The 22,844-nt window shown below is 73.0% G+C and carries 14 protein-coding genes; 5 read left to right on the forward strand and 9 right to left on the reverse strand.

Annotated features, from left to right (window positions below; all coding sequences use genetic code 11):
• Nucleotides 1-7 precede the first annotated feature (7 nt).
• The 7 genes from gatB to VIG76_RS12140 form a co-directional block, all read right to left on the reverse strand.
• A complete protein-coding gene (gatB, locus tag VIG76_RS12110; protein ID WP_331954556.1) occupies nucleotides 8-1,504 on the reverse strand; it encodes an Asp-tRNA(Asn)/Glu-tRNA(Gln) amidotransferase subunit GatB in 1,497 nt (498 codons plus the stop codon).
• 14 nt (nucleotides 1,505-1,518) lie between these two features.
• Nucleotides 1,519-3,117 carry an Asp-tRNA(Asn)/Glu-tRNA(Gln) amidotransferase subunit GatA gene (gatA, locus tag VIG76_RS12115; protein ID WP_331954468.1) on the reverse strand — a complete coding sequence of 533 codons (1,599 nt, stop codon included), beginning with the start codon at nucleotides 3,115-3,117 and terminating at the stop codon, nucleotides 1,519-1,521.
• Nucleotides 3,117-3,434, reverse strand: coding sequence for an Asp-tRNA(Asn)/Glu-tRNA(Gln) amidotransferase subunit GatC (gene gatC, locus VIG76_RS12120; RefSeq protein WP_331954471.1), 318 nt, complete (start codon nucleotides 3,432-3,434; stop codon nucleotides 3,117-3,119). The genes gatA and gatC overlap by 1 nt, the downstream gene beginning before the upstream one ends.
• 40 nt (nucleotides 3,435-3,474) lie before the next feature.
• The gene (locus VIG76_RS12125) at nucleotides 3,475-4,737 is read right to left on the reverse strand and encodes an alpha/beta hydrolase (protein ID WP_331954473.1); all 1,263 of its coding nucleotides are present in this window, start codon (nucleotides 4,735-4,737) and stop codon (nucleotides 3,475-3,477) included.
• A 152-nt stretch (nucleotides 4,738-4,889) separates the two neighbouring features.
• Entirely contained in the window at nucleotides 4,890-7,181 is a 2,292-nt protein-coding gene (ligA, locus tag VIG76_RS12130) for an NAD-dependent DNA ligase LigA (RefSeq protein ID WP_331954558.1), read from the reverse strand.
• A gap of 89 nt (nucleotides 7,182-7,270) precedes the next feature.
• A complete protein-coding gene (gene mnmA / locus VIG76_RS12135) occupies nucleotides 7,271-8,374 on the reverse strand; it encodes a tRNA 2-thiouridine(34) synthase MnmA (protein WP_331954475.1) in 1,104 nt (367 codons plus the stop codon).
• Between the two features lie 164 nt (nucleotides 8,375-8,538).
• Nucleotides 8,539-9,690: a cysteine desulfurase family protein gene (locus VIG76_RS12140; protein WP_331954477.1), complete on the reverse strand. Its 1,152-nt coding sequence runs from the start codon at nucleotides 9,688-9,690 to the stop codon at nucleotides 8,539-8,541.
• A gap of 20 nt (nucleotides 9,691-9,710) precedes the next feature.
• Between VIG76_RS12140 and glgX the strand changes: the two genes are divergently transcribed.
• On the forward strand, nucleotides 9,711-11,783 hold the full coding sequence (gene glgX, locus VIG76_RS12145; protein ID WP_331954479.1) for a glycogen debranching protein GlgX: 2,073 nt from the start codon (nucleotides 9,711-9,713) through the stop codon (nucleotides 11,781-11,783).
• Nucleotides 11,784-11,948: 165 nt separating this feature from the next.
• Here the strand turns inward: glgX and glgP are convergent, their stop codons facing one another.
• Nucleotides 11,949-14,543 carry an alpha-glucan family phosphorylase gene (gene glgP / locus VIG76_RS12150; RefSeq protein ID WP_331954481.1) on the reverse strand — a complete coding sequence of 865 codons (2,595 nt, stop codon included), beginning with the start codon at nucleotides 14,541-14,543 and terminating at the stop codon, nucleotides 11,949-11,951.
• 186 nt (nucleotides 14,544-14,729) lie between these two features.
• Between glgP and VIG76_RS12155 the strand changes: the two genes are divergently transcribed.
• The 4 genes from VIG76_RS12155 (at nucleotide 14,730) to VIG76_RS12170 (ending at nucleotide 21,879) form a co-directional block, all read left to right on the forward strand.
• Nucleotides 14,730-16,838, forward strand: coding sequence for an alpha-1,4-glucan--maltose-1-phosphate maltosyltransferase (locus VIG76_RS12155; RefSeq protein WP_414640640.1), 2,109 nt, complete (start codon nucleotides 14,730-14,732; stop codon nucleotides 16,836-16,838).
• Nucleotides 16,839-16,866: 28 nt separating this feature from the next.
• Nucleotides 16,867-19,212 carry a 1,4-alpha-glucan branching protein GlgB gene (gene glgB, locus VIG76_RS12160; protein ID WP_331954483.1) on the forward strand — a complete coding sequence of 782 codons (2,346 nt, stop codon included), beginning with the start codon at nucleotides 16,867-16,869 and terminating at the stop codon, nucleotides 19,210-19,212.
• 461 nt (nucleotides 19,213-19,673) lie between these two features.
• Nucleotides 19,674-21,149: a sugar transferase gene (locus tag VIG76_RS12165; protein ID WP_331954485.1), complete on the forward strand. Its 1,476-nt coding sequence runs from the start codon at nucleotides 19,674-19,676 to the stop codon at nucleotides 21,147-21,149.
• A gap of 97 nt (nucleotides 21,150-21,246) precedes the next feature.
• Nucleotides 21,247-21,879 (forward strand): arsenate reductase/protein-tyrosine-phosphatase family protein, encoded by a 633-nt coding sequence (locus VIG76_RS12170; RefSeq protein ID WP_331954487.1) that lies wholly within the window; start codon nucleotides 21,247-21,249, stop codon nucleotides 21,877-21,879.
• Nucleotides 21,880-21,889: 10 nt separating this feature from the next.
• Here the strand turns inward: VIG76_RS12170 and VIG76_RS12175 are convergent, their stop codons facing one another.
• Entirely contained in the window at nucleotides 21,890-22,843 is a 954-nt protein-coding gene (locus VIG76_RS12175) for a co-chaperone YbbN (protein ID WP_331954489.1), read from the reverse strand.
• Between the last annotated feature and the right edge of the window lies 1 nt (nucleotide 22,844).

Genomic DNA, 22,844 nt, shown 5'->3' on the forward strand with positions numbered 1-22,844 from the left:
ATCCCGCTCAGCCCGCGGCGCGCTCCAGCACGAGCTCGCGCACGCGAGCCGCATCCGCCTGGCCACGCATCGCCTTCATGACCGCGCCGATGACCGCGCCTGCTGCCTGCACCTTGCCGTCGCGGATCTTCTGCAGCACGTCGGGCTGCGCGGCGAGCGCCGTGTCGATCGCCGCGAGCAGCGCCGTGTCGTCGGAGACGACCGCCAGCCCGCGGGCCTGCACGACGTGCTCGGGCGAGCCCTCCCCCGCGACGACACCCTCGAGCACCTGGCGCGCGAGCCGGTCGGTGAGGTCCCCGTTCTCGACGAGCGCGATGAGCTCCGAGACGTGCAGCGGCGAGACGAGGGTGCCCGGCTCGACGCCGCGCGCGTTCGCGATGCGCAGGATCTCGCCGAGCCACCACTTGCGCGCCTGCGCCGGAGCGGCGCCCTTCGCGACCGTCTCCTCGAGCTCGACGAGCACGTTCGCGTTCAGGATGTCCCGGAACTCGCTGTCCGTGAACCCGTAGTCGGCCTGCAGGCGCTTGCGGAACTGCGTCGGCGACTCGGGCAGCGCCGCGCGCAGCTCGGCGATCAGCTCGGCCGACGGCTGGATCGGCAGCAGGTCCGGCTCCGGGAAGTAGCGGTAGTCGTCCGCATCCGACTTCGGCCGCCCGGCGGAGGTCATGCCGGTGTCCTCGTGCCAGTGCCGGGTCTCCTGGATGATCGTGCCGCCGGCGCCGAGGATCGCCGCCTGCCGCTGGATCTCGTAGCGCACCGCCCGCTCGACGGAGCGGAGGCTGTTCACGTTCTTCGTCTCCGTGCGGGTGCCGAAGCGCTCCTGGCCCCGGGGGCGGAGCGACACGTTCGCGTCGCAGCGGAGGTTGCCCCGCTCCATCCGCGCCTCGGAGATCCCGAGGGAGCGGACGATGTCGCGGATCGTGGCGACGTACGCCTTCGCGAGCTGCGGGGCGGCCGCGCCGGCGCCGACGATCGGCTTCGTGACGATCTCGACGAGCGGCACGCCCGCCCGGTTGTAGTCGACGAGCGAGGAGTCGGCGCCCTGGATGCGGCCGGTGGAGCCGCCGACGTGCGTCAGCTTGCCGGCGTCCTCCTCCATGTGCGCGCGCTCGATCGGGACGGTCCAGATGGTGCCGTCCTCGAGCTCGACCTCGACGGACCCCTCGAAGGCGATGGGCTCGTCGTACTGGCTGATCTGGTAGTTCTTGCCGAGGTCCGGGTAGAAGTAGTTCTTGCGGGCGAAGCGGCAGGTCTCGGCGATCGAGCAGCCGAGCGCGAGCCCGAGCGAGATCGAGTAGCGCACCGCCTGCTCGTTCACGACCGGCAGCGACCCGGGCAGGCCCATGTCGACCGGCGCGACCATGGTGTTCGGGCCCGCCGATTCGCTGTCCGCCGCGGCCGGGTTCGGCGCGGAGGAGAACATCTTCGTGCGGGTCGACAGCTCGACGTGCACCTCGAAGCCGAGCACGGGCTCGTACTTCGACAGCGCCTCGTCGTAGTCCATCAGCACATCGGCCACTATCGGGTCCCCCCGTCGGGTTCGGTGCCGGCCCCGGGCACGGGTGCGGTGCCGGGCGTCGTGCGGATGCGGTCGCCGCGGACGGCGCCGAGCTCCGGCGCGTGCTGGAGCAGCGGGCCGCCCCACTCCCGCTCGAGGATCGCCTCGAGCGTCGCGCCGACGCGGTAGAGGCGCGCGTCCTCGCGGACCGGCGCCATGATCTGCAGCCCGACGGGCAGGCCGTCCTCGGGTGCGAGCCCGATCGGCATCCCGAGCCCCGGGACGCCGGCGAGGTTCGCCGGGATGGTCGTGATGTCGTTCAGGTACATCGCGAGCGGGTCGTCGATCTTCTCGCCGATCTTGAACGCGGTGGTGGGCGCGGCGGGTGAGACGAGCACGTCCGCCTGCGCGAAGCACGCGTCGAAGTCGCGCTGCACGAGGGTCCGCACCTGCTGTGCGCTGCCGTAGTACGCGTCGTAGTAGCCCGCGGAGAGCGCGTAGGTGCCGAGGATGACGCGGCGCTTGACCTCGGGCCCGAAGCCGGCCTCGCGGGAGAGCGCGGTGACCTGCTCGATCGTCGAGTTGCCGGGGTCGACCCGGAGTCCGAAGCGCACGGCGTCGTACTTCGCGAGGTTGCTCGACGCCTCCGCGGGGAGGATCAGGTAGTACGCGGCGAGCGCGTACTCGAAGTGCGGCGCCTGCACCTCGACGATCTCGGCGCCGGCCTCGGCCATCCGCTTCAGCGCCTCGCCGAAGCGCCGGCGCACGCCGCCCTGGAAGCCCGACCCGTCGAGCTGGTGCACGACGCCGACCTTCAGGCCCTTCAGCGAGCCGGACGCGGCGCCCTCGCGGGCGGCGGCGGCGAAGGAGGGCCAGAGGTCCTCGAGGCTCGTCGCGTCGTTGGGGTCGTGGCCGCCGATGACGTCGTGCACGAGCGCGGCGTCGAGGACGGTGCGGGAGACGGGACCGACCTGGTCGAGCGACGAGGCGAGCGCGATGGCGCCGAAGCGGGAGACGCCACCGTAGGTGGGCTTGACGCCGACCGTGCCGGTGACGGCGGCGGGCTGGCGGATCGAGCCGCCGGTGTCGCTGCCGAGCGCGACGGTCGCCTCGAACGCGGCGACCGCGGCCGCGGATCCGCCGCCCGAGCCGCCGGGGATGCGGGTGAGATCCCACGGGTTGCGCGACGGGCCGTACGCGGAGTGCTCGGTGGAGGAGCCCATCGCGAACTCGTCCATGTTCGTCTTGCCGAGCGGCACGAGGCCGGCGCTGCGCAGCCGGGCGACCGTGGTGGCGTCGTACGGCGGCACCCAGCCCTCGAGGATGCGGGAGCCGGCGGTCGAGGGCATGTCGGACGTGCAGAGCACGTCCTTGATCGCCACCGGCACGCCGGCGAGCGGGCTCGGTGCCTCCCCGGCGGCGCGCAGCCGATCGAGCTCGGCGGCGCGCGCCAGCGCGGGCTCGCCCGCGACGTGGAGGTAGGCGTGCACGTCTGGGTCGACCTCGGCGATCCGATCGAGGTGGGCGCGGACGACCTCGACGCTCGACACCTCGCCCGAGGCGAGGCGGTCGGCGAGGTCGGCGGCGGTGGCGCGGATCAGCTCGTTCGCGGCGGCCACTACTGCTCCTCACCGAGGATGGCGGGCACGCGGAAGCGGCCGTCGGCGGCGTCGGGCGCGCCGGAGAGCACCTGCTCGGTCGTCAGCACGGCGCCCGGCACGTCGGGCCGCAGCACGTTGACGAGCGGCACGGGGTGACTCGTGGCCGGCACGTCGGGCGTCGCCACCTCGCGCACCTTCGCCACCGAGTCGACGATCACGGTCAGCTCCCCCGCGAGATGCTCGATCTCCTCGGGTGTGAGTGCGATTCGGGCGAGGCCGGCGAGGTGCTGGACGTCGGCGGCGGTGATCACCACCGGTTCGGGCGCGTCGGTCATGACCTTCATCCTACGAAGCGCCGCCATGGGCTCCCCGCGCTCAGCGGGCGAGGGCGAGGGTGCCGGAGGTGTGATCGATCCCCGCGGTGACGTCCTTGCCGAGCCCGATGCCGACGAGCGCCAGGTTGCGCATGGCCTCGCTGCCCGGCGCGAAGTAGCCGTTGTGGCCGAGCGCCGGCAGCAGGGCGGCGCCCGTGATCGGATCCACGCCGCCGGACGTCCCGAGCGGGGTCGCGCCGTACGAGGGCGCGGCCGGGTCGCTGCCGAAGAAGCCGCTCGTGGCGATGCCGTCCCAGACCGCCTGCCCGACGAAGACGTCCTTCGCGGGCACCGAGAGCTCGTGCACCGACTGGGCGGGGCTGCCGGGCGCGCCGACCATCGCGAGCGCGTTCACCGAGAACGCCTTGGCCTGCAGGGCGAGCAGCGCCGCGGTCGCCCCGTAGGAGTGGGCGAGCACGGCCACGTACGGCTCGTGCCCGGCGCGGGCGGACCGCAGGCCGTTCACCGCATCCGTCAGCCGGGCAGCGCCCTCCTGCGCGAGGCCGAAGCTCGCGACGGTGAAGACGTTCGGGGTGCGGTACCCGATCCACGAGACGACCGCGGAGGTGCGCGTGTCGCGGAACCGGCGCAGCCACTGCTGCTGCTCCCCCTGGATGCGGGCGGCCGTGTTCGTCCAGTCGACCATCTGGTCCTCGACGGTGAAGTACATCCCGGGGACGAGGAAGTCGACGTAGTCCGCCGAGGCGATGTCGCCGATGGCGATGGCCGCCCGCTGCCCCGTGATCGGGTCGAGGGCGATCAGCGATCGGGCCGGGCCCCCCGGCGCGCGCTGCAGCGCCGCCTCGACCTGCTCCAGGGTCCGCAGGCGCTCGGCGAGGAACTGCGACCGGCCACGGCCGGTCGAGCCGGCGAGCGAGCCGCGGATCGCGGTGAGGTCCGCCGCGAGCACCGCGCGGTTCGCCGCGTCGCGGACCGTGTAGGGCACGCCCTCCAGATTCCCGACGATCCCCGGCGCGTCCGTGAGCACGACCGAGCGGGTCGTCGGCGCCAGGCCCGCCCACCAGGCGGCGACCGTCTTCGGCGCCGGCGAGACGTCCGCGAAGGCGGTGAGCCGCGGAACGAGGGAGCGCACCGCGGCCGGGGCGGCGCTGCCCCGGGCCGCGGCGGCGGTCAGGAGACCGAGGTCGTGCTGCACGGCGGCGCGGTCGGGCGCGTGGTACGGATCGCCACCCGCCTTCGGTACCGCGACCGCGCCCATGGTGAGCAGGGCGGCTGCGAGCAGCACGAGGACGCGTGTGCGCATGCGCCCCCCGATCCCCCGACCTCGCGCGACGGCCGGGCCGAGGCGGTCGCGTGACCCCCACAGTAGGGGGACCCGAAGTGGGGGCGCTATCCCCCGTCAGGACACGATCCGGGTACGGCGACCTGGTCGTCGGCGTGTCGCCCTGGCAGCGCTCAGCCGGTCGTGCCGAGCGTCGCCCGCGCCGCCTCCGGCCCCTGCTCGAGCAGGATGCGGAACCCTTCCGCATCGAGCAGCGGGACGCCCAGCGACTCGGCCTTCTGCAGCTTCGTGCCGGCGCCCGGACCGGCGACGACGAAGGCCGTGCGCTTGGAGACGCTCGAGGCCGCCTTGCCGCCTGCGGCGAGGATCGCCTCCTCCGCCTCCTCCCGGGAGAAGCCCTCGATGGTGCCGGTGACGACCACGCTGAGGCCGGCGAGCAGCCCCTGCTCGGTCGTCGCCTCGCCGGGTCCGGGATGCCCGGGCGTCGTGAGCTGCACGCCCGCGGCCGTCCACCGGTCGATGATCTCGACGTGCCAGTCGACGGCGAACCAGTCGACCAGCGCCTCGGCGATGATCGGGCCGACGCCGTCCACGGCGGCGAGCTCCTCGACGCTCGCGGCGCGCATCGCCGCGATCGAGCCGAAGTGCGCGGCGAGCGCCCGGGCGGCCACGGGACCGACGTGCCGGATCGACAGCCCGACGAGGAAGCGCCAGAGGTCGCGCGTCTTCGCCTGCTCGAGGTTCGCGAGCAGGTCGGTCGCCTGCTTCGACGGCGCCGTCTCGGTGCCGTCGAGGCTCCTCCCCTCGGCGCGCGCCATCCGCTTCTCCTCGGCGTTCAGCTGCCGGCGGAACGGGGCGACGCGCTTCGGTGAGCCGTCGTCGTTCAGGCGGGGCAGGCCCGTCTCCGGATCGCGGACCACGGTGCGGATGGGCAGCAGGTCGTCGAGGGTGAGGTCGAACAGGTCCGCCTCGGTGACGACCGGCGGCACGGCCGGCTCGTCGGGCTGCGTGAGCGCGGCGGCGGCCACCTCGCCGAGGGCCTCGATGTCGAGCGCGCCGCGGGATCCGATGTGCTCGACCCGGCCCCGCACCTGCGCCGGGCAGCTGCGGGCGTTCGGGCAGCGCAGGTCGACGTCGCCCTCCTTCGCCGGCCGCAGCTCGGTGCCGCACTCGGGGCAGCGCGTGGGCATGACGAACTCGCGCTCCTCGCCGGTGCGCAGCTCGACCACGGGTCCGAGCACCTCGGGGATGACGTCGCCGGCCTTGCGGAGCACGACCGTGTCGCCGATGAGCACGCCCTTCTCCTTGACGACGTCCTGGTTGTGCAGGGTCGCCTGGCGCACCTCGGAGCCCGCGACGCGCGCCTTCTCCATCACCGCGAACGGGGTCGCGCGGCCGGTGCGGCCGATGGAGACGACGATGTCGAGCAGCTTCGTGTGCACCTCCTCCGGCGGGTACTTGAACGCGGTCGCCCAGCGGGGCGCGTGACTCGTCGCGCCGAGGGCGACGTGCAGGTCGAGGTCGTCGACCTTGATCACGATGCCGTCGATCTGGTGCTCGACGGACGCCCGCGCGGACCGGTAGTGCTCGATGTAGCCCTCGACCTCCTCCACGGTGCCGAAGACGCGGTAGTGGGTGGAGGTGGGCAGCCCCCACTCCGCGAGCAGGTCGTACACCTCGCTCTGCGCCGTGACGGGCGTCTCCCGCTCGATCTGCTCGACCGGCCAGGCGCCGATGCCGTGCACGAGCATCCGGAGCCGCTGCAGCCGGTCGCGCATCAGGGCGAGGCGCGCCTCCGACTTGCCCTCCTCCTTCTGCCGCAGCGATCCGCTCGCCGCGTTGCGGGGGTTCGCGAAGACCCGCTCCCCCGCGGCGGCCTGCATCGCGTTCAGCTCGTCGAACGAGGCGACGGGGAAGAAGATCTCGCCCCGCACCTCGACGACGTCGGGGTGCCCGGCGCCCGCGAGGCGGTCGGGGATCGTGCCCATGATCCGCACGTTCGGCGTGACGTCCTCGCCGGTGATCCCGTCGCCTCGGGTGGCCGCGGAGACGAGCACGCCGCGCTCGTAGCGGAGGTTGATCGCGAGCCCGTCGATCTTCAGCTCCGAGAGCCAGCGGACGGGCCGCTCGGGCGCGACCTTCGCCGCATCGCGCCGGACCTTCGCAGCCCACGCCTGCAGCTCCTCGATGCTGAACACGTTGTCGAGGCTCAGCATCGGCTCGGCGTGCACGACGGGCGCGAACAGCGCGGTCTCGGCAGCGCCGCCGACGGTGCGGGTGGGGCTGTCGGGCGCCGCGAGGTCGGGGTGCTCCTGCTCGAGCCGCTCGAGCCGGTGCACGAGCCCGTCGTACTCCGCGTCGGACGCGGTGGAGGCGTTGCCCTCGTAGTACTCGTGCCGCAGCTCACGGATGCGCTCCGTGAGGGCACGCATCTCGTCCACAGGAGCCGTGGCGTCGGTCGTCATGGGATCGCTCACACCGCGAGTGTAGGAGCGGGCACCGACGTCCGGCAGAGGCCGCCGCTGTGCGGATTCTGCAGGAAAGCGGCCTGCGATCAGGCGGGAACCGGCACGCGCACGGTGCGGTCGACGGTCACCTGGCCGAGCACCCGCGTGCCGTCGTAGAGCACGGCGCTCTGGCCCGGCGCGAGGCCGAGGATGGGCTCGTCCGGGCGCACGACGACGCCCTCCGCAGTGATCCGGGCGACGGCGGGCACAGGGTCGGCGTGGGCGCGGACCTGCACGTGGCAGCGGAAGCCGGCGTCGAGGCCGGCGGGTGCCTCGCCCGACCAGGACCACCGCTCGCCGCCGAGCTCGCCGATGGCGAGCTGCTCACGGGATCCGACGACGACCGTGTTCGACGCGGGCTTCACCTCGAGCACGAAGCGCGGCCGGCCGTCGGGCGCCGGACGGGTGAGGGACAGGCCGCGGCGCTGGCCGACCGTGTAGGCATGGGAACCCTCGTGCCGGCCGACCTCGACGCCGTCCGTGTCGAGGACGGGCCCGGGAGCGCTGCCGAGCCGGTCGGCGAGCCAGCCGCGGGTGTCGCCGTCGGGGATGAAGCAGATGTCGTGGCTGTCGGGCTTGCTCGCGACGCGGAAGCCGCGGCGCTCGGCCTCGGCGCGGACGAGCGCCTTCGACGGCGTGCGGCCGAGCGGGAACATCGCGTACGCCAGCTGGTCGGCGGTGAGCACGCCGAGCACGTACGACTGGTCCTTCGCCTCGTCGGAGGCGCGGTGCAGCTCCCGGCGACCCTCGGCATCCGTCGTGACGAGCGCGTAGTGCCCCGTGCAGACGGCGTCGAACCCGAGGGCGACGGCCTTGTCGAGCAGGGCGGCGAACTTGATCCGCTCGTTGCAGCGCAGGCACGGGTTGGGCGTGCGGCCGGCGGCGTACTCGGCGACGAAGTCGTCGACGACGGCCTCGGAGAAGCGGTCGCTGAAGTCCCAGACGTAGAAGGGGATGCCGAGCACGTCCGCGGTGCGGCGGGCGTCCATCGCGTCCTCGATCGTGCAGCAGCCCCGGCTGCCCTCGCGGAGCGTGCCGCGGCTGCGGTTCAGCGCGAGGTGCACCCCGGTGACGTCGTGGCCGGCGTCGACGGCGCGCGCCGCGGCGACCGCGGAGTCCACGCCGCCGCTCATCGCCGCCAGCACCTTCATGCGACCAGGGTAGGCGCGGCTGCCTCGGGGACGGCGTGGATCAGGTGCTGCGACCCCAGGTGAAGCCCCGCGAACCGGGCCTCACCAGCTGAGTTGCCACCATCCGCCCTCCACGCGCGCCCTCGAGGGCCAGAAGTGGCAACCCACACCGGACGCGGGGTCCCTCAGCGGACGGCGGCGGCGAGGCGCGGGAGGGCGGCGAGCAGCGCGTCGACGTCCGCCTCGCTCGAGGTGTGGCCGAAGGTGATGCGGAGCGCACCGCGGGCCTCGTCGACGGGCAGGCCCATGGCGAGCAGCACCGGCGAGATCCGGGCGACGCCCGCGAGGCAGGCGGATCCGGTGCTCACCGAGACGCCGGCGGCGTCGAGCAGCAGCAGCAGGTCCTCCCCGTCGGCGCCCGGCACCGTCACGTGGAGGTTGTTCGGCAGCCGGGCACCCGGGACCGCGGTGTCCGCGCCGCGGACGACGGATCCGGGCAGCCCCGCCACCAGTCCCGCCAGCGCCCTGTCGCGCAAGCGGGCCGTGTGCGCGGTCGCTGCGGCGAGGTCGGCGACGGCCTCCTCGGCCGCGACGGCGAAGGCGACCGCGAGCGGCACGGCGACCGTGCCGGAGCGCAGCCCCCGCTCCTGGCCGCCGCCGTGCAGCAGCGGCGAGAGCGCCGCCCGGCGGTGCACGACGAGCGCCCCGACGCCGGCCGGTCCCCCGACCTTGTGCGCCGAGACGCTGAGCAGGTCGGCACCCGACGCCCGGAACGACACCGGGATCGCACCGAACGCGGCGACCGCGTCGACGTGCAGCGGCACGTCCGAGGAGCGGGTCAGGGCGGCGAGCTCCGGCACGGGGTTCAGGGTGCCGACCTCGTTGTTCGCCCAGAGCAGGCTGACGAGCGCGGCGGTCGTCCGATGCTCGTCGAGCGCATCGGCGAGCACGGCGGGCGCCAGCCGGGCATGGGCGTCGACCGCGAGCGGGACGAGGTGGGCGCCCTCGGACGCGACGAGCGCGTCGACGGCCTCGACGGTCGCGGCGTGCTCGCCGCCCGGGACGAGCAGGTCGCTCCTGCCGCGTGCGGCCCGGTACGAACCGGTGATCGCCAGGTTCACCGACTCGGTGCCACCGGAGGTGAGCACGACCTCGAGGGGGTCGCAGTCGAGCACCGCGGCGAGCCGCTCCCGCGCCTCCTCGAGCGCGGCGCGGGCGGCCTGGCCGTGCCCGTGCACCGACGACGGGTTGCCGACGCGGCCGGCCGCCTCGGCGAGCGCCGCGACCGCGGCAGGGCGCATCGGCGTGCCTGCGGCGTGATCGAGGTAGACGGCCATGGCGTGAATAGGGTAGGCGGGTGCTGGCCACCGGAGTCCTCGAGAGCGCGACGGTCCGTGTGTCGGATCCGCTCCGCGACCTCGGCGTCCGCGCCGGACCCGAGGGCGGCACGCTCCGCGTGGTGAGCGAGCACGCCACGCGCATGGAGCTGTGCCTCCTCGACGACCGCGATCCCGGCTGGGTCGAGCGGACGGTGCGGATGCGCCGCGCCGGCGACGGCGTCTGGGCCGCCTCGTCGTCGCTGCTCACGCCCGGCCGCCGCTACTCGATCCGGGTCGACGGCCCGGACGGTCCTCGCCACGCGTTCTCCCGCGACACGCACCTGCTCGACCCCTACGCCCGCGGCCTCGTCCGCGTGGAGGAGGGCGCCTGGCGCGGCGTGGTGGTCGACGACGGCTTCGACTGGGGCGGCGTCGGCCGGCCCGGCACCCCGCTGAAGGACACGGTGATCTACGAGGCGCACGTGCGCGGCCTCACGAAGCAGCTCCGCGCGGTGCCACCGCACCTCCGGGGCACCTACGCCGGCCTCGCGCATCCGGCGACCGTCGCCCATCTCACCGAGCTCGGCGTCACCGCGGTCGAGCTGCTGCCGGTGCAGGCCTTCGCCTCCGAGCGCCGCCTCGTGAAGCAGGGCCTCGCCAACTACTGGGGCTACAACACGGTCGGCTTCTTCGCCCCGCACATGCAGTACGCGACGCTCGCCGCGCAGCGCGGCGGCCCCCAGGCCGTCCTCACCGAGTTCAAGGGCATGGTGCGGCTGCTGCACGAGGCGGGCATCGAGGTGATCCTCGACGTCGTCTACAACCACACCGCGGAGGAGGGCCTCGACGGGCCCACCCTCGGCTTCCGCGGCATCGACAACAGCACCTACTACCGCCAGGACGACTCCGGCCGCTACCTCGACACCACCGGCTGCGGGAACACCCTCGACTTCAGCCAGGGGGCCGTGCAGCGCCTCGTGCTCGACTCGGTGAAGTACTGGGCGCAGGAGGTGCAGATCGACGGCTTCCGCTTCGATCTCGCGGTCACGCTCGGCCGCGACGGGGGCGGGGCGTACTCCCCCGAGTCGCCGCTGCTCGCCGCGCTCCGCGACGACCCCGCGCTCGCCGGCGTGAAGCTCATCGCCGAGCCGTGGGACGTCGGGCTCGGCGGATGGCAGACCGGCGGGTTCCCCGACGGCTGGTCCGAGTGGAACGACCGCTACCGCGACACGGTGCGCGACTTCTGGCTGACCGACCTGCACGTGCTCCGCAACGACGGCTACCCGCGCACCTCCGTCGGCGCGATGGCCGACGGGCTCGCCGGTTCGAGCTCCCGCTTCAGCGAGGCGCGGGGCCCGCTCGCCTCGATCGACTTCGTGACCGCCCACGACGGCTTCACCCTCGCCGACCTCACGGCGTACAACACGAAGCACAACCTCGGCAACGGCGAGTCGAACCGCGACGGCACGGACAACAACCACTCGTTCAACTTCGGGGCGGAGGGACCGACCCGGAACGAGCGGACCCTCGCCTCACGGCGCCGCGCGATGCGGAACCTGCTGGGGACGCTGCTGCTGTCCGCGGGCGTGCCGATGCTCGTGGCGGGCGACGAGCTCGGCCGCACCCAGCGCGGCAACAACAACGCCTACTGCCATGACGCCCGGCTGACCTGGGTGAACTGGACGCTCGCGGACTGGCAGCGCGACCTGCTCGAGGTGACGAAGCGGCTCATCGCGCTCCGCCGCGAGAACCCGGCGCTGCGGCCAACGCGCTACGCCCGGCTCGACGAGGAGCTGCCGGGCGCGACCGAGATGCACTGGTTCGACGCGACCGGCGCGCGGATGGACCACGCGACCTGGACCGCGCCCGAGAACCGGACCCTGCAGTACCTGGCCCGCGCGGTGCCGGTGGACGGCGAGCGCAGCAGCACCCTCGTCGTGCTGCACGGGGAGGAGACCGAGAAGACGGTCGTGCTCCCGGAGCACGACGCCATCGTCCGCTACACGCTGCTCTGGTCGAGCGCGGACGACGAGGCGCGCGACACGGTCACCGAGGCGGGCGGCGCCGTGACGGTCGACGGCCCGGCGCTCCTGCTCTTCCGCGCCGACTAGCGAACTCCGGCTGTTGCCACCTTCTGCGGTCTTGAGACGCTCAAGGTCGCAGATAGTGGCAGCAGCCGGTCATGCAAGCTCGGGAGTTGCCACTCGTGGTGACTTGCGGGCCCGAGAAGTCACCACCAGTGGCAACCCTTCGCCGGGGGTCGGCTGGATGCCCGGTCAGTGGGCGACCGCCACCAGGCCCATCTCGGCCGGGTTGACCAGGTAGGGGTTCTTCGGCACGACGCGCACGTTGTAGCCGAACGAGCCCGGGCGCTGCAGCGTGACGGTGCCGGCGAACGTCGTCGAGCCGTCGAGGAAGAGCGTGCCGGTCATCGGGTCGTGCGCGTCGAGCGCGTCGTCCTGCAGCGGCGCGAGCTCCACCGTCGCGGTGTCGACGAGGTCGTCGCCCTCCCGGGACGTGCCGTAGACGACCTGCACGGCGACGTCGTCGGGCGTGAGCGTGCCGAGCTGCACCTGCGCCCGCACCGACAGCGCGTCGCCGACCTGCGGCACCGGCGCGAGACCGCCGCTCTCGACGTGCACGACGGAGACACCGCCCCACGCGCTCTGCACGAGGCTCTTCCACTGCGCGAGCTCGCGGCCGCCGGCGAAGTCGCCCTCGCTGATGGCCTCGGCCGCCTTCGCCGCGGGCATGTAGAGCCGCTGCACGTACTCCCGAACCATCCGGTCGGCGGACAGCTCGGGCGACAGGGTGTCGAGCGTGTGCCGCACGGACTTCATCCACCTGGAGGGCACGCCCTTGTCGTCCCGGCGGTAGAAGCGCGGCGCGATCTGGTTCTCGATGAGGTCGTAGAGGCTCTCCGCCTCGAGCTTGTCGCGCTCGGCGGCATCGCCGGCGGCGTCGGCGGACGGGATCGCCCAGCCGTCCTCGCCGTCGTAGTACTCGTTCCACCAGCCGTCGAGGATCGACAGGTTCAGCGCGCCGTTCAGCGCGGCCTTCATCCCCGACGTGCCGCACGCCTCGAGCGGCCGCAGCGGGTTGTTCAGCCACACGTCGCAGCCCGGGTAGAGCACCTGCGCCATCGCGATGTCGTAGTTCGGCAGGAAGACGAGCCGGCGGCGCAGCTCGGGGTCCTGCGCGAAGCGGACGAGCTTCTGGATGAGCCGCTTGCCCTCGTCATCGGCCGGATGCGACTTGCCCGCGATCACGAGCTGCACCGGGCGCTTCTTCGAGGTGAGCAGCGAGATGAGCCGCTTCTCGTCCTCGAGCATGAGGGTGAGCCGCTTGTACGTCGGCACGCGGCGGGCGAAGCCGATCGTGAGCACGTCGGGGTCGAGCACCTCGTCGAACCACGCGGGCGCGGAGGCGCCCGGGTTCTCCTCGTGCCAGGCCTCGGTGATGCGGCGGCGCGCGTCGGCGACGAGGTTGGCCCGCATCCGCCCCTTCACGGCCCAGAGCTCCGCGTCGGTCACGGCGCCGGACGACCACTCCGCGGCGGTCGTGTCGGACGTGCCGAGCTTGTCCTCCGCGAGCTTCAGCAGCAGCGGATCCGTCCACGTCGGCGCGTGCACGCCGTTCGTGACCGAGGTGATCGGCACGTCGGAGGCGTCGAAGCCCGGCCAGAGCCCGGCGAACATGCCGCGGCTCACCTCCCCGTGCAGCTGGGAGACGCCGTTCGCGTGCTGGCCGAGGCGCAGGCCCATGACCGCCATGTTGAAGACGTCGTGCGAGCCGCCGGGGTAGGTCTCCGCGCCGAGCGCGAGCACCTCCCACACGTCGACGCCGGGCAGGAGGTCGCCGGAGAAGTACTGCTGCACGAGGCCGCGGTCGAACCGGTCGATGCCGGCCGGGACCGGGGTGTGGGTCGTGAAGACCGTGCCGGCGCGCACCACCTGGAGCGCCTCGGCGAAGGTGAGGCCCTCCGAGATGAGGGTGGAGATGCGCTCGAGCCCCTGGAAGCCCGCGTGGCCCTCGTTGGTGTGGAAGACCTCGGCCTCGGGGGCGCCGGTCAGCTCGGTCCAGATGCGCAGGGCGCGGACACCGCCGATGCCGAGCAGCAGCTCCTGCAGCAGGCGGTGCTCGCCGCCGCCGCCGTAGAGGCGGTCGGTGACGCCGCGGAGCGACTCCTCGTTCTCGGGGATGTCGGTGTCGAGCAGCAGCAGGGTGACGCGGCCGACCGCGACCTGCCAGATGCGGGCGTGCAGGGTGCGGCCGAACGGCAGCGCGAGCGAGACGAGCGCCGGGGTGCCGTCCGCGTGCCGGGTGAGCGTGAGGGGCAGGCCGTCGGGGTCGAGGACCGGGTAGGCCTCCTGCTGCCAGCCGTCGCTCGAGATCGACTGCTTGAAGTAGCCCGACCGGTAGAAGAGGCCGAGGCCGGTCAGCGGCAGGCCGAGGTCGGAGGCGCTCTTCAGGTGGTCGCCGGCGAGGATCCCGAGGCCGCCCGAGTACTGCGGCAGGGCCGCCGCGATGCCGAACTCCGGCGAGAAGTAGGCGATGTGCTTCGGCGCGGACGCGAGCGACTGGTACCAGCGCGGCTCGGTGGTGTACCGGTCGAGGTCCTCCTTCAGCGCGTTCGCCCGCGCGACGAAGGCGGCGTTGTCGGCCAGCTCCTGGATCCGCGCCGGGCTGACGGCCCCGAGCAGGGCGACCGGGTCGCCCGCGATGTCCTGCCAGATCACCGGGTCGATCTCGGCGAACAGCTGCCTGGTGGGCTCGTGCCACGACCAGCGGAGGTTGGCCGCGAGGGCGTCGAGCGCCCCCAGCGACTGCGGCAGAACGGTGCGCACGGTGAACCGGCGGATGGCTTTCACGGCGGTGGTCCCCTGACTCGTCTGAAGGTCGGCCGCGATCACCATACGACAGGACTCGGACCGCGGAAGAGAGGCCCATGGCGCGGAATGCACACGTTTACATCCGCGGCCTTCCCAGGCGCCGGACGGCCCGAGCCTGAGCGAACCCCCAGTCCGGCGGACGCCCCCCGCTCCTAGAGTGGGCTCGTGGCTGACACTCAGCGGAGCGAGGGCACGGCCCGGACCGGTACGACGCGGCAGGGCCGCGGCGGCAGCACGAGCGCGCGAAGCACGGAGGTGCGACGCGGCGGCCCGAAGGGCGAGACGTGGCAGCCGGTGCTCGGGCGCATCCCGATCCTCGACCTCTCCCCCCAGCAGCCGGACGACCTCTGGCCGGCGAAGGCGTTCGACGGCGAGGTGCTGCCCTTCTCGGCGACCGTGTTCCGCGAGGGCCACGACCGGCTCGGCGCCGAGGTCGTGATCGAGGACCCGGCCGGCACGACGACCCGAAGGCGGATGGCCCTGATCGAGCCCGGCGTCGACCGCTGGACCGCGCTGCACCGCATCGAGGGCACCGGCGTGTGGACCTGGTACGTGCGCGCCTGGTCGGACGACTGGGCATCCTGGCTGCACGACGCCGGGATCAAGGTGCCCGCGGGCATCGACGTGGAGCTCATGCTCGAGGCCGGTGCCCGGCTGCTCGAGCGCGCCACCGGCGAGGACGGCCGCAGCGACGACGCCCGCCGCACCTTCACCGACGCCGCGGGCGCGCTGCGCGACCGCGACACCGACCCCGTGGTCCGGCTCCGGCTGGCCACCTCCGAGGGAGTCGCGTCGCTGATCGACGCGGACCCCATCCGCAGCCTCATCACCGAGGGCCCGCGCCGCACCCTGCGCGTCGAGCGCACCCGTGCGGGCCGGGGCTCCTGGTACGAGTTCTTCCCGCGGTCCGAGGGCGCCGTGCAGCACGAGGACGGCTCGTGGACCTCCGGGAGCTTCCGCACGGCCGCGAAGCGCCTGCCCGCGATCGCGGAGATGGGCTTCGACGTCGTCTACATCCCGCCGATCCACCCGATCGGCCGAACGAACCGCAAGGGCCCGAACAACACGCTCACCGCGGGCCCGAACGACCCCGGCTCCCCCTACGGCATCGGCTCGGCGGAGGGCGGCCACGACGCCATCCATCCCGACCTCGGCACGGACGAGGACCTCGCCTACTTCCTCGACGCGGCCGCCCGGCTGGACCTCGAGATCGCCCTCGACATCGCGCTGCAGGCCTCGCCGGACCACCCGTGGGTCACCGAGCACCCCGAGTTCTTCACGACGCTCCCCGACGGCTCGATCGCCCACGCGGAGAACCCGCCGAAGAAGTACCAGGACATCTACCCCCTGAACTTCGACAACGATCCCGAGGGCAGCTACCTCGAGATGCGGCGGATCTTCCAGCACTGGATCGACCGCGGCATCCGGATCTTCCGGATCGACAACCCGCACACGAAGCCGCTCGGCTTCTGGGAGCGGCTGCTGCACGACGTGAACAGCGCCTATCCGGAGGTGATCTTCCTGGCGGAGGCGTTCACGCGGCCGCCGATGATGCGCGGCCTCGCGAAGGTCGGCTTCCAGCAGAGCTACACCTACTTCACCTGGCGGAACACGAAGGCGGAGCTCACCGAGTACCTGACGGAGCTGTCGACCGAATCCGCGGACTACCTGCGGCCCAACTTCTTCGTCAACACGCACGACATCCTCACGCCGTACCTCCAGTTCGGCGGCACGGCGGCGTACAAGATCCGCGCGGCGATCGCCGCGACCTCCGCTCCCACCTGGGGCGTCTACTCCGGCTACGAGCTGTACGAGGACGTCGCCCGCCCGGGGTCCGAGGAGAACATCGACAACGAGAAGTACGAGTACCGGCCGCGGGACTGGGCGAAGGCCGCGATGCTCGGCCGCACCCTCGCGCCGTACCTGACCCGGCTGAACGCGATCCGGCGCGGGCACCCCGCCCTCGGCCAGCTGCGGAACATCCGCTTCCACTGGAGCGACGACGACGCCGTGCTCGTGTTCAGCAAGTACCTCGACGGGGCCTTCACCGACTCCGGACGGTCGGACGCGATCGTCGTCGTGGCGAACCTCGACCCCCACGGCAGCCGGGAGACGACCGTGCACCTCGACCCGACCCTGTTCGGTCGCACACCCGGCGAGACGTTCGCCGCGCACGACCTCATCACCGACTCGGTCTGGCAGTGGGGCACGGACGACTACGTCCGCCTCGACCCGTACGCCGAGCCGGTGCACATCCTGCACGTCGAGTCCTGAGGCGCCCCCAGCGGAAGGAAGGCATCCGATGCCGAAGAAGCAGCAGAGCACGACGACGCCCGAGGCGGTCGTGCCCGAGGTCGACGCGCCCCGGGTGGCGACCAGCGAGGCGACGACGCCCGAGACGGCGAGCGCAGGAGCGACCGGCGCGGCGGTGACCGCGCCTGAGGCGCCGTCGGCCGCGCCCGAGCCGACGGTGCCGTCGGACGAGGTGCTCGCGCAGATCGCGGAGGGCACCCACACCGGGCCGCACTCGGTGCTCGGCCAGCACCCGGCGGGCCTGCCCGACGCCGACGCGGTCGTGATCCGCGCCCTCCGCCCGCTCGCCCGCGAGGTCGTCGCCGTGCTCGACAGCGGCGCACGCGTCGAGCTGGCGCACATCGGCCACGGCGTCTGGCAGGGCGTCTCGGTGGCCGGCTTCCAGGACTACGTGCTCGAGACGACGTACGAGGACGACATCACCTGGACGGCGGACGACCCGTACCGCTACCTCCCGACCGTCGGGGACATCGACCTGCATCTCTTCGGCGAGGGCCGGCACGAGCGCCTCTGGGAGATGCTCGGCTCGCACCACCGCACGATGTCGGGCGTCGCCCGCGAGACGTGGGGCACCGCGTTCGCCGTCTGGGCGCCGCACGCGCGGGCCGTGCGGGTGATCGGCGACTTCAACAACTGGAACGGCGTGCTCCATGCCATGCGGCGGATGGACGTGCACGGCATCTGGGAGCTGTTCGTCCCCGACCTCGCCCCCTACAGCGCATACAAGTTCGAGATCCTCACCGCCGCGGGCGAGTGGATCGAGAAGGCCGACCCCATGGCCCGGCACACGGAGACGCCGCCCGCGACCGCGTCCGTCGTGACCGAGAGCAGCTACCGCTGGGGCGACTCCGGCTGGATGAGCGCCCGCGCGGCCCAGAACCCGAACGACCAGCCGATCAGCGTGTACGAGATGCACCTCGGCTCGTGGCGCCAGGGTCTCGGCTACCGCGACGCCGCGGACCAGCTCATCGACTACCTGCACGAGACCGGTTACACCCACGTCGAGTTCCTGCCGCTCGCCGAGCACCCGTACGAGCCGTCGTGGGGCTACCAGGTGACGGGCTACTACGCGCCGACCTCGCGGTTCGGGCATCCGGACGACCTCAAGTACCTGATCGACCGGCTGCACCAGGCGCGCATCGGCGTCTACATGGACTGGGTGCCGGGGCACTTCCCGAAGGACGCGTGGGCGCTCGCGAACTTCGACGGCCAGCCGCTGTACGAGCACAGCGACCCGCGGCTCGGCGAGCACCAGGACTGGGGCACGCTGATCTTCAACTTCGGCGACAGCCAGGTGCGCAACTTCCTCGTGGCGAACGCCCTGTACTGGCTCGACGAGTTCCACGTCGACGGCCTGCGTGTCGACGCCGTGGCGTCGATGCTGTACCTCGACTACTCGCGCAAGGACGGCGAGTGGCTGCCGAACCGCTACGGCGGGCGGGAGAACCTCGAGGCGATCAGCTTCCTGCAGGAGACCACCGCGACCGCCTACAAGCTGCACCCCGGCGTGATGATGATGGCCGAGGAGTCGACCAGCTGGGGCGGCGTCACCCATCCCACCTCCAACGGCGGGCTCGGCTTCGGGCTCAAGTGGAACATGGGCTGGATGAACGACTCGTTGCGCTACATCGCCAACGATCCGCTGTGGCGCAACTACCACCAGAACGAGCTGACCTTCTCGTTCCTCTACTCGTTCAGCGAGAACTTCATCCTGCCCATCAGCCACGACGAGGTCGTGCACGGCAAGGGCTCGCTCATCGGCAAGATGCCGGGCGACCCGTGGCAGCAGCTCGCGAACGTGCGGGCGTACCTCGCGTTCCAGTGGGCCCACCCGGGCAAGCAGCTGCTGTTCATGGGCCAGGAGTTCGGGCAGCGGTCCGAGTGGAGCCAGGAGCGCAGCCTCGACTGGTGGATCCTCGACCAGCCCGCGCACCGCGGCCTGCTGTCGTTCGTCGCCCAGCTGAACCGCGTCTACCGGGAGAACCCGTCGTTCTGGCAGCAGGACTCGTCGTCGGCGGGCTTCAGCTGGATCGACGGCAGCGACGCGGCCAACAGCGTGCTCGCGTTCCTGCGCTGGGACCGCGACGGCAACCCGGTCGCCGCCCTGTTCAACTTCTCCGGCCGCCCCGTCGGCGACTACCGCATCGGCCTGCCCTTCGCCGGCACGTGGGAGGAGCTGCTGAACTCGGACGCCGCGGAGTTCGGCGGATCCGGCGTCGGGAACTACGGCTCCGTCGTGGCGGAGAACGAGCCGTCGCACGGCCACCCGGCGTCGGTGGTGCTCACCCTCCCGCCGCTCGGGGCCCTCTACCTCCGGCCCAAGCGCCGCAAGTAGCGCGCTCCTGAGGCGGGTTGCCCCTTCCCGCCCTCAAGCCGCGCTTCGAGGGCCGGAAGTGGCGATCCACCGAGTGACCGATTCGGCGGTGCCCCGAAGAGGGGGTGGTTCGGGCCGGTTCGTCCCCTTGCCGGGGGATGCGCCCCTCGGTACGGTCGGAGAACCGGCGAAGCGCTCCCACCGGCCGACACCCATCGGCTCAGCGCCGAAGTCCGCATCGCTCCCCGGCGATCCCCCACCCACCGCGTGCAGTGCATCCGTGCACCGCGTCCCGACGCATCCCGAATCGAGCCCGCCCATGCTCAGCAGTCCCCCGCTGCCCTCTCCGTCCGACTCCCGCTCCTCCTGACGGGTCGCCCCAGCCGCGACCCCAGGCCCTTCACGCCGAAGAGCACCCAGCCGGACGACCGACGACCCCGCGTCGGCGATCCGTGTCCAGACCCGATGGACCGCCAAGGATCATGACCTCCTCCCCCCTCTCCGTACCCGCCCACCGCGCCGCAGCATCAGCGGTCCCCGCCGCCCGCCGCTGGGCCGTCCGATACGCCCGCCGCCTCGCCGTCACCGACGTCGCCGCCGTGGCCGTCTCGGTGCTGGCGTGCCACCTGCTCTTCCTCGGCACCGCACCGCTGCCGATCCCCACGCACGACGCCGAGCTGCTGCGGCTCACCTACCCGCAGATCTCGCTGCTCGTCGCCGTCCTCTGGATCGCGCTGCTCGCCGTGCTGGACACCCGCGACGAGCGCGAGATCGGTAACGGCAGCACCGAGTACCGCCGCGTGCTGCGCACCGGCTTCGCCGCGTTCGCCGTCACGATCGTGCTCGCCTTCTTCCTCGGCCTGAACCTCTCCCGCGGCTACGTGATCGCGGTCTACCCGGCGGGGACCGCCGTGCTGCTCGTGTCGCGCTGGCTCTGGCGCCGGTGGCTCGTGCGCCGCCGCATCGCCGGCGAGTTCTCGCACCGGGTCGTGCTCGTCGGCTCGACCGCCTCGGTGCGCCAGACGGCCGCCGACCTCGCCCGCGAGCCGGGTCACGGCTACCGCGTGGTGGGCGTCGCGCTCACCGACGGCGCGTCCACCGGGTCGCTCGGCGACCTGCCGATCGTCGGCCCTGTCGATGAGGTGCCGCAGGTGCTGGGCGGCGTCGGCGCGGACACCGTCATGGCGACGAGCAGCGACCACCTCCCCCCGGAGCGCATCCGCGACCTCGCCTGGCAGCTCGAGCCGCGCCGGCACGAGCTCGTGCTCGCCCCGGCCCTGACCGACGTCGGCGGCTCGCGCATCCACCTCCGCCCGGCCGCCGGCCTGCCGCTCATCCACGTGGAGACGCCGCACTACCGCGGCGCCGGCCGCTTCGCGAAGCGCGCGTTCGACGTCCTCGCGGCCACCGGCCTGCTCGTCGTGCTCGCCCCCGTCTTCGCCACCGTCGCGATCCTGATCGCCCGGGACAGCGAGGGCGGCGTGTTCTACCGGCAGGAGCGCATCGGCCGCAACGGCGAGCCGTTCTCCATCCTCAAGTTCCGCTCGATGTGCGCGGATGCGGATGCACGCCGCGCGGCGCTCACGGAGGGCATGGACAAGGGCCTGTTCAAGCTCGTCGACGACCCCCGCATCACGCCGATCGGCAAGGTGCTGCGCCGCTACTCGCTCGACGAGCTGCCCCAGCTCGTGAACGTGCTCCGGGGCGAGATGAGCCTCGTCGGCCCGCGGCCCGCCCTCCCGAGCGAGGTGTCCGAGTACGACCGTCGCGAGCTCCGCCGCCTCGCGGTGACGCCGGGCCTCAGCGGCCTCTGGCAGGTGAGCGGCCGGTCGAACCTCGGCTGGGCAGACGGCATCCGCCTCGACCTCTACTACGTCGAGAACTGGTCGATGACGCAGGACCTGCAGATCCTCTGGCGCACGGTGAAGGCGGTGGTGAGCTCCAACGGGGCGTACTGACCGCTGCCGGCCCGTCCCGCCGTCACGGCAGGCGTCGTCGTTACCGCATCGTGATCGATACGCTGGGAGCCACGCCGTCCTTCGAGGAGAGTCGCAGATGACGTTCACGATCCTGTTCGTCGGCAGCCGCAACGTCGGCCGCAGCCCCCTGGCCGCCGCGCTGACCGCTCGCGAGCTGCGCCGGATCTGGCCCCGCAGCGCCGACGAGGTCGCGGTGCTCAGCGCGGGCGTGGACGCCGCGGTCTGGATGTCGGTCCCCATCCCCCTGGAGACCGTCGCGGAGCGGCGCGGACTCGACCTCGGAGCCCACCGCGCGACCGGGATGAGCGACGGGCTCGCCGAGCGCGCCGATCTCGTGCTCACCATGACCCGGGCGCAGCGGGCGCAGCTCGTGCTGCAGTACCCGGCGCTGCGGGCCCGCACGTTCTCGCTGATCGAGCTGACCTCGCTGCTGCAGGACGCGATCGCGGCGCCGCGGCGCCAGACGATCGGCCGCGGGGAGCGCCTCGAGACGAAGCTGCGGCTCGTTGTGACCGCGGCGGCGACGCGGCAGCGCGCAGCGAAGGCGCCGGCGGACGACCAGTGGGACGTCTTCGATCCGTACGCCTACAGCCTCGACATCCACGAGACGGTCGCCGCGATGCTCGATGCGGCCACGCACGCGCTCGTCGGCGAGATCGCCGTGCTCACGGGCACCCGCGCCGCGGTGGGCGCGAGCCGCACGGCCTGAGAGGACCGCCTCAGTAGAGGAGCATGGCCAGCCGGCGGCGCGCCGCGGCGACCCGCGGGTCGTCGTTGCCCGTGAGGGCGAAGTAGTCGAGCAGCCGGGCGCGGAGCGGCTCCCGGTCCCCCGCCGGGACGGCCGCGAACGTGTCGAGGAGGCGCGTGAAGGCGTCCTCGACGTGCCCGCCGGCCATGTCGAGATCCGCGACGGCGAGCGCCGCCTCGGCGTCCTTCGGGTCCTCGGCCGCGCGCGTGCGGGCGTCGCCCGGCACGGTCTGCAGCCGGCCGAGCAGCTCGACCTGGGCGAGGGCGGCGACGGCCGCCGCGTCCCGCGGGTCCTGCGCGATCGCGGTGCGGAACAGCCGGGCCGCCTCGGTGTAGTCCTGCCGCTCGATGGCCTCGTACGCCTCGGCGTGCAGCGGCGGCAGCGGCTCGGGCTCCGGCTCGGCCGGCGCGCCCTGCGCATCCGCGGCGCCGGTCGGCACCGAGCCGGTCACGCCGTTCTGCGCGGCGAGCTCGAGCACCTGCTCGAAGAGCGGCCGGAGCTGCTCCTCCGGCACCGCACCCGCGAACAGCGGGACGGGACGGCCGGCGATCACCGCCACGACGGTGGGCACGGACTGCGCCTGCAGGCTCTCGACGATCTGCGGGTTGCTGTCGTGATCGACGATGGCGAGCACGAGCCGGCCCTCGGCGGACTCCACCACGCGCTGCAGCGCGGGCAGCAGCTGCGCCGACGGGGTGCTCCACTCGGCGACGACGGCGAGCACGACCGCGACCGTGCGGGAGAGCTCGACGAGGCGGGGCAGCTCGGCATCACCGACCTCGATGACGACGCCGGAGGCGGGCGCCGGAGCGGCGGGCGCACGGCCGGTCGCCTGCTGCGCCTGCTGGGTCTGGCGGGCCACGAGCGGCGCGAGGTCGATCGCGCCGCGGAGGCCGCTGATGGGAGCGCCGGGTACTGCGGCCACG

The organism is Amnibacterium sp. (genome assembly GCF_036559085.1).
Taxonomy (GTDB): Bacteria; Actinomycetota; Actinomycetes; order Actinomycetales; family Microbacteriaceae; genus Amnibacterium.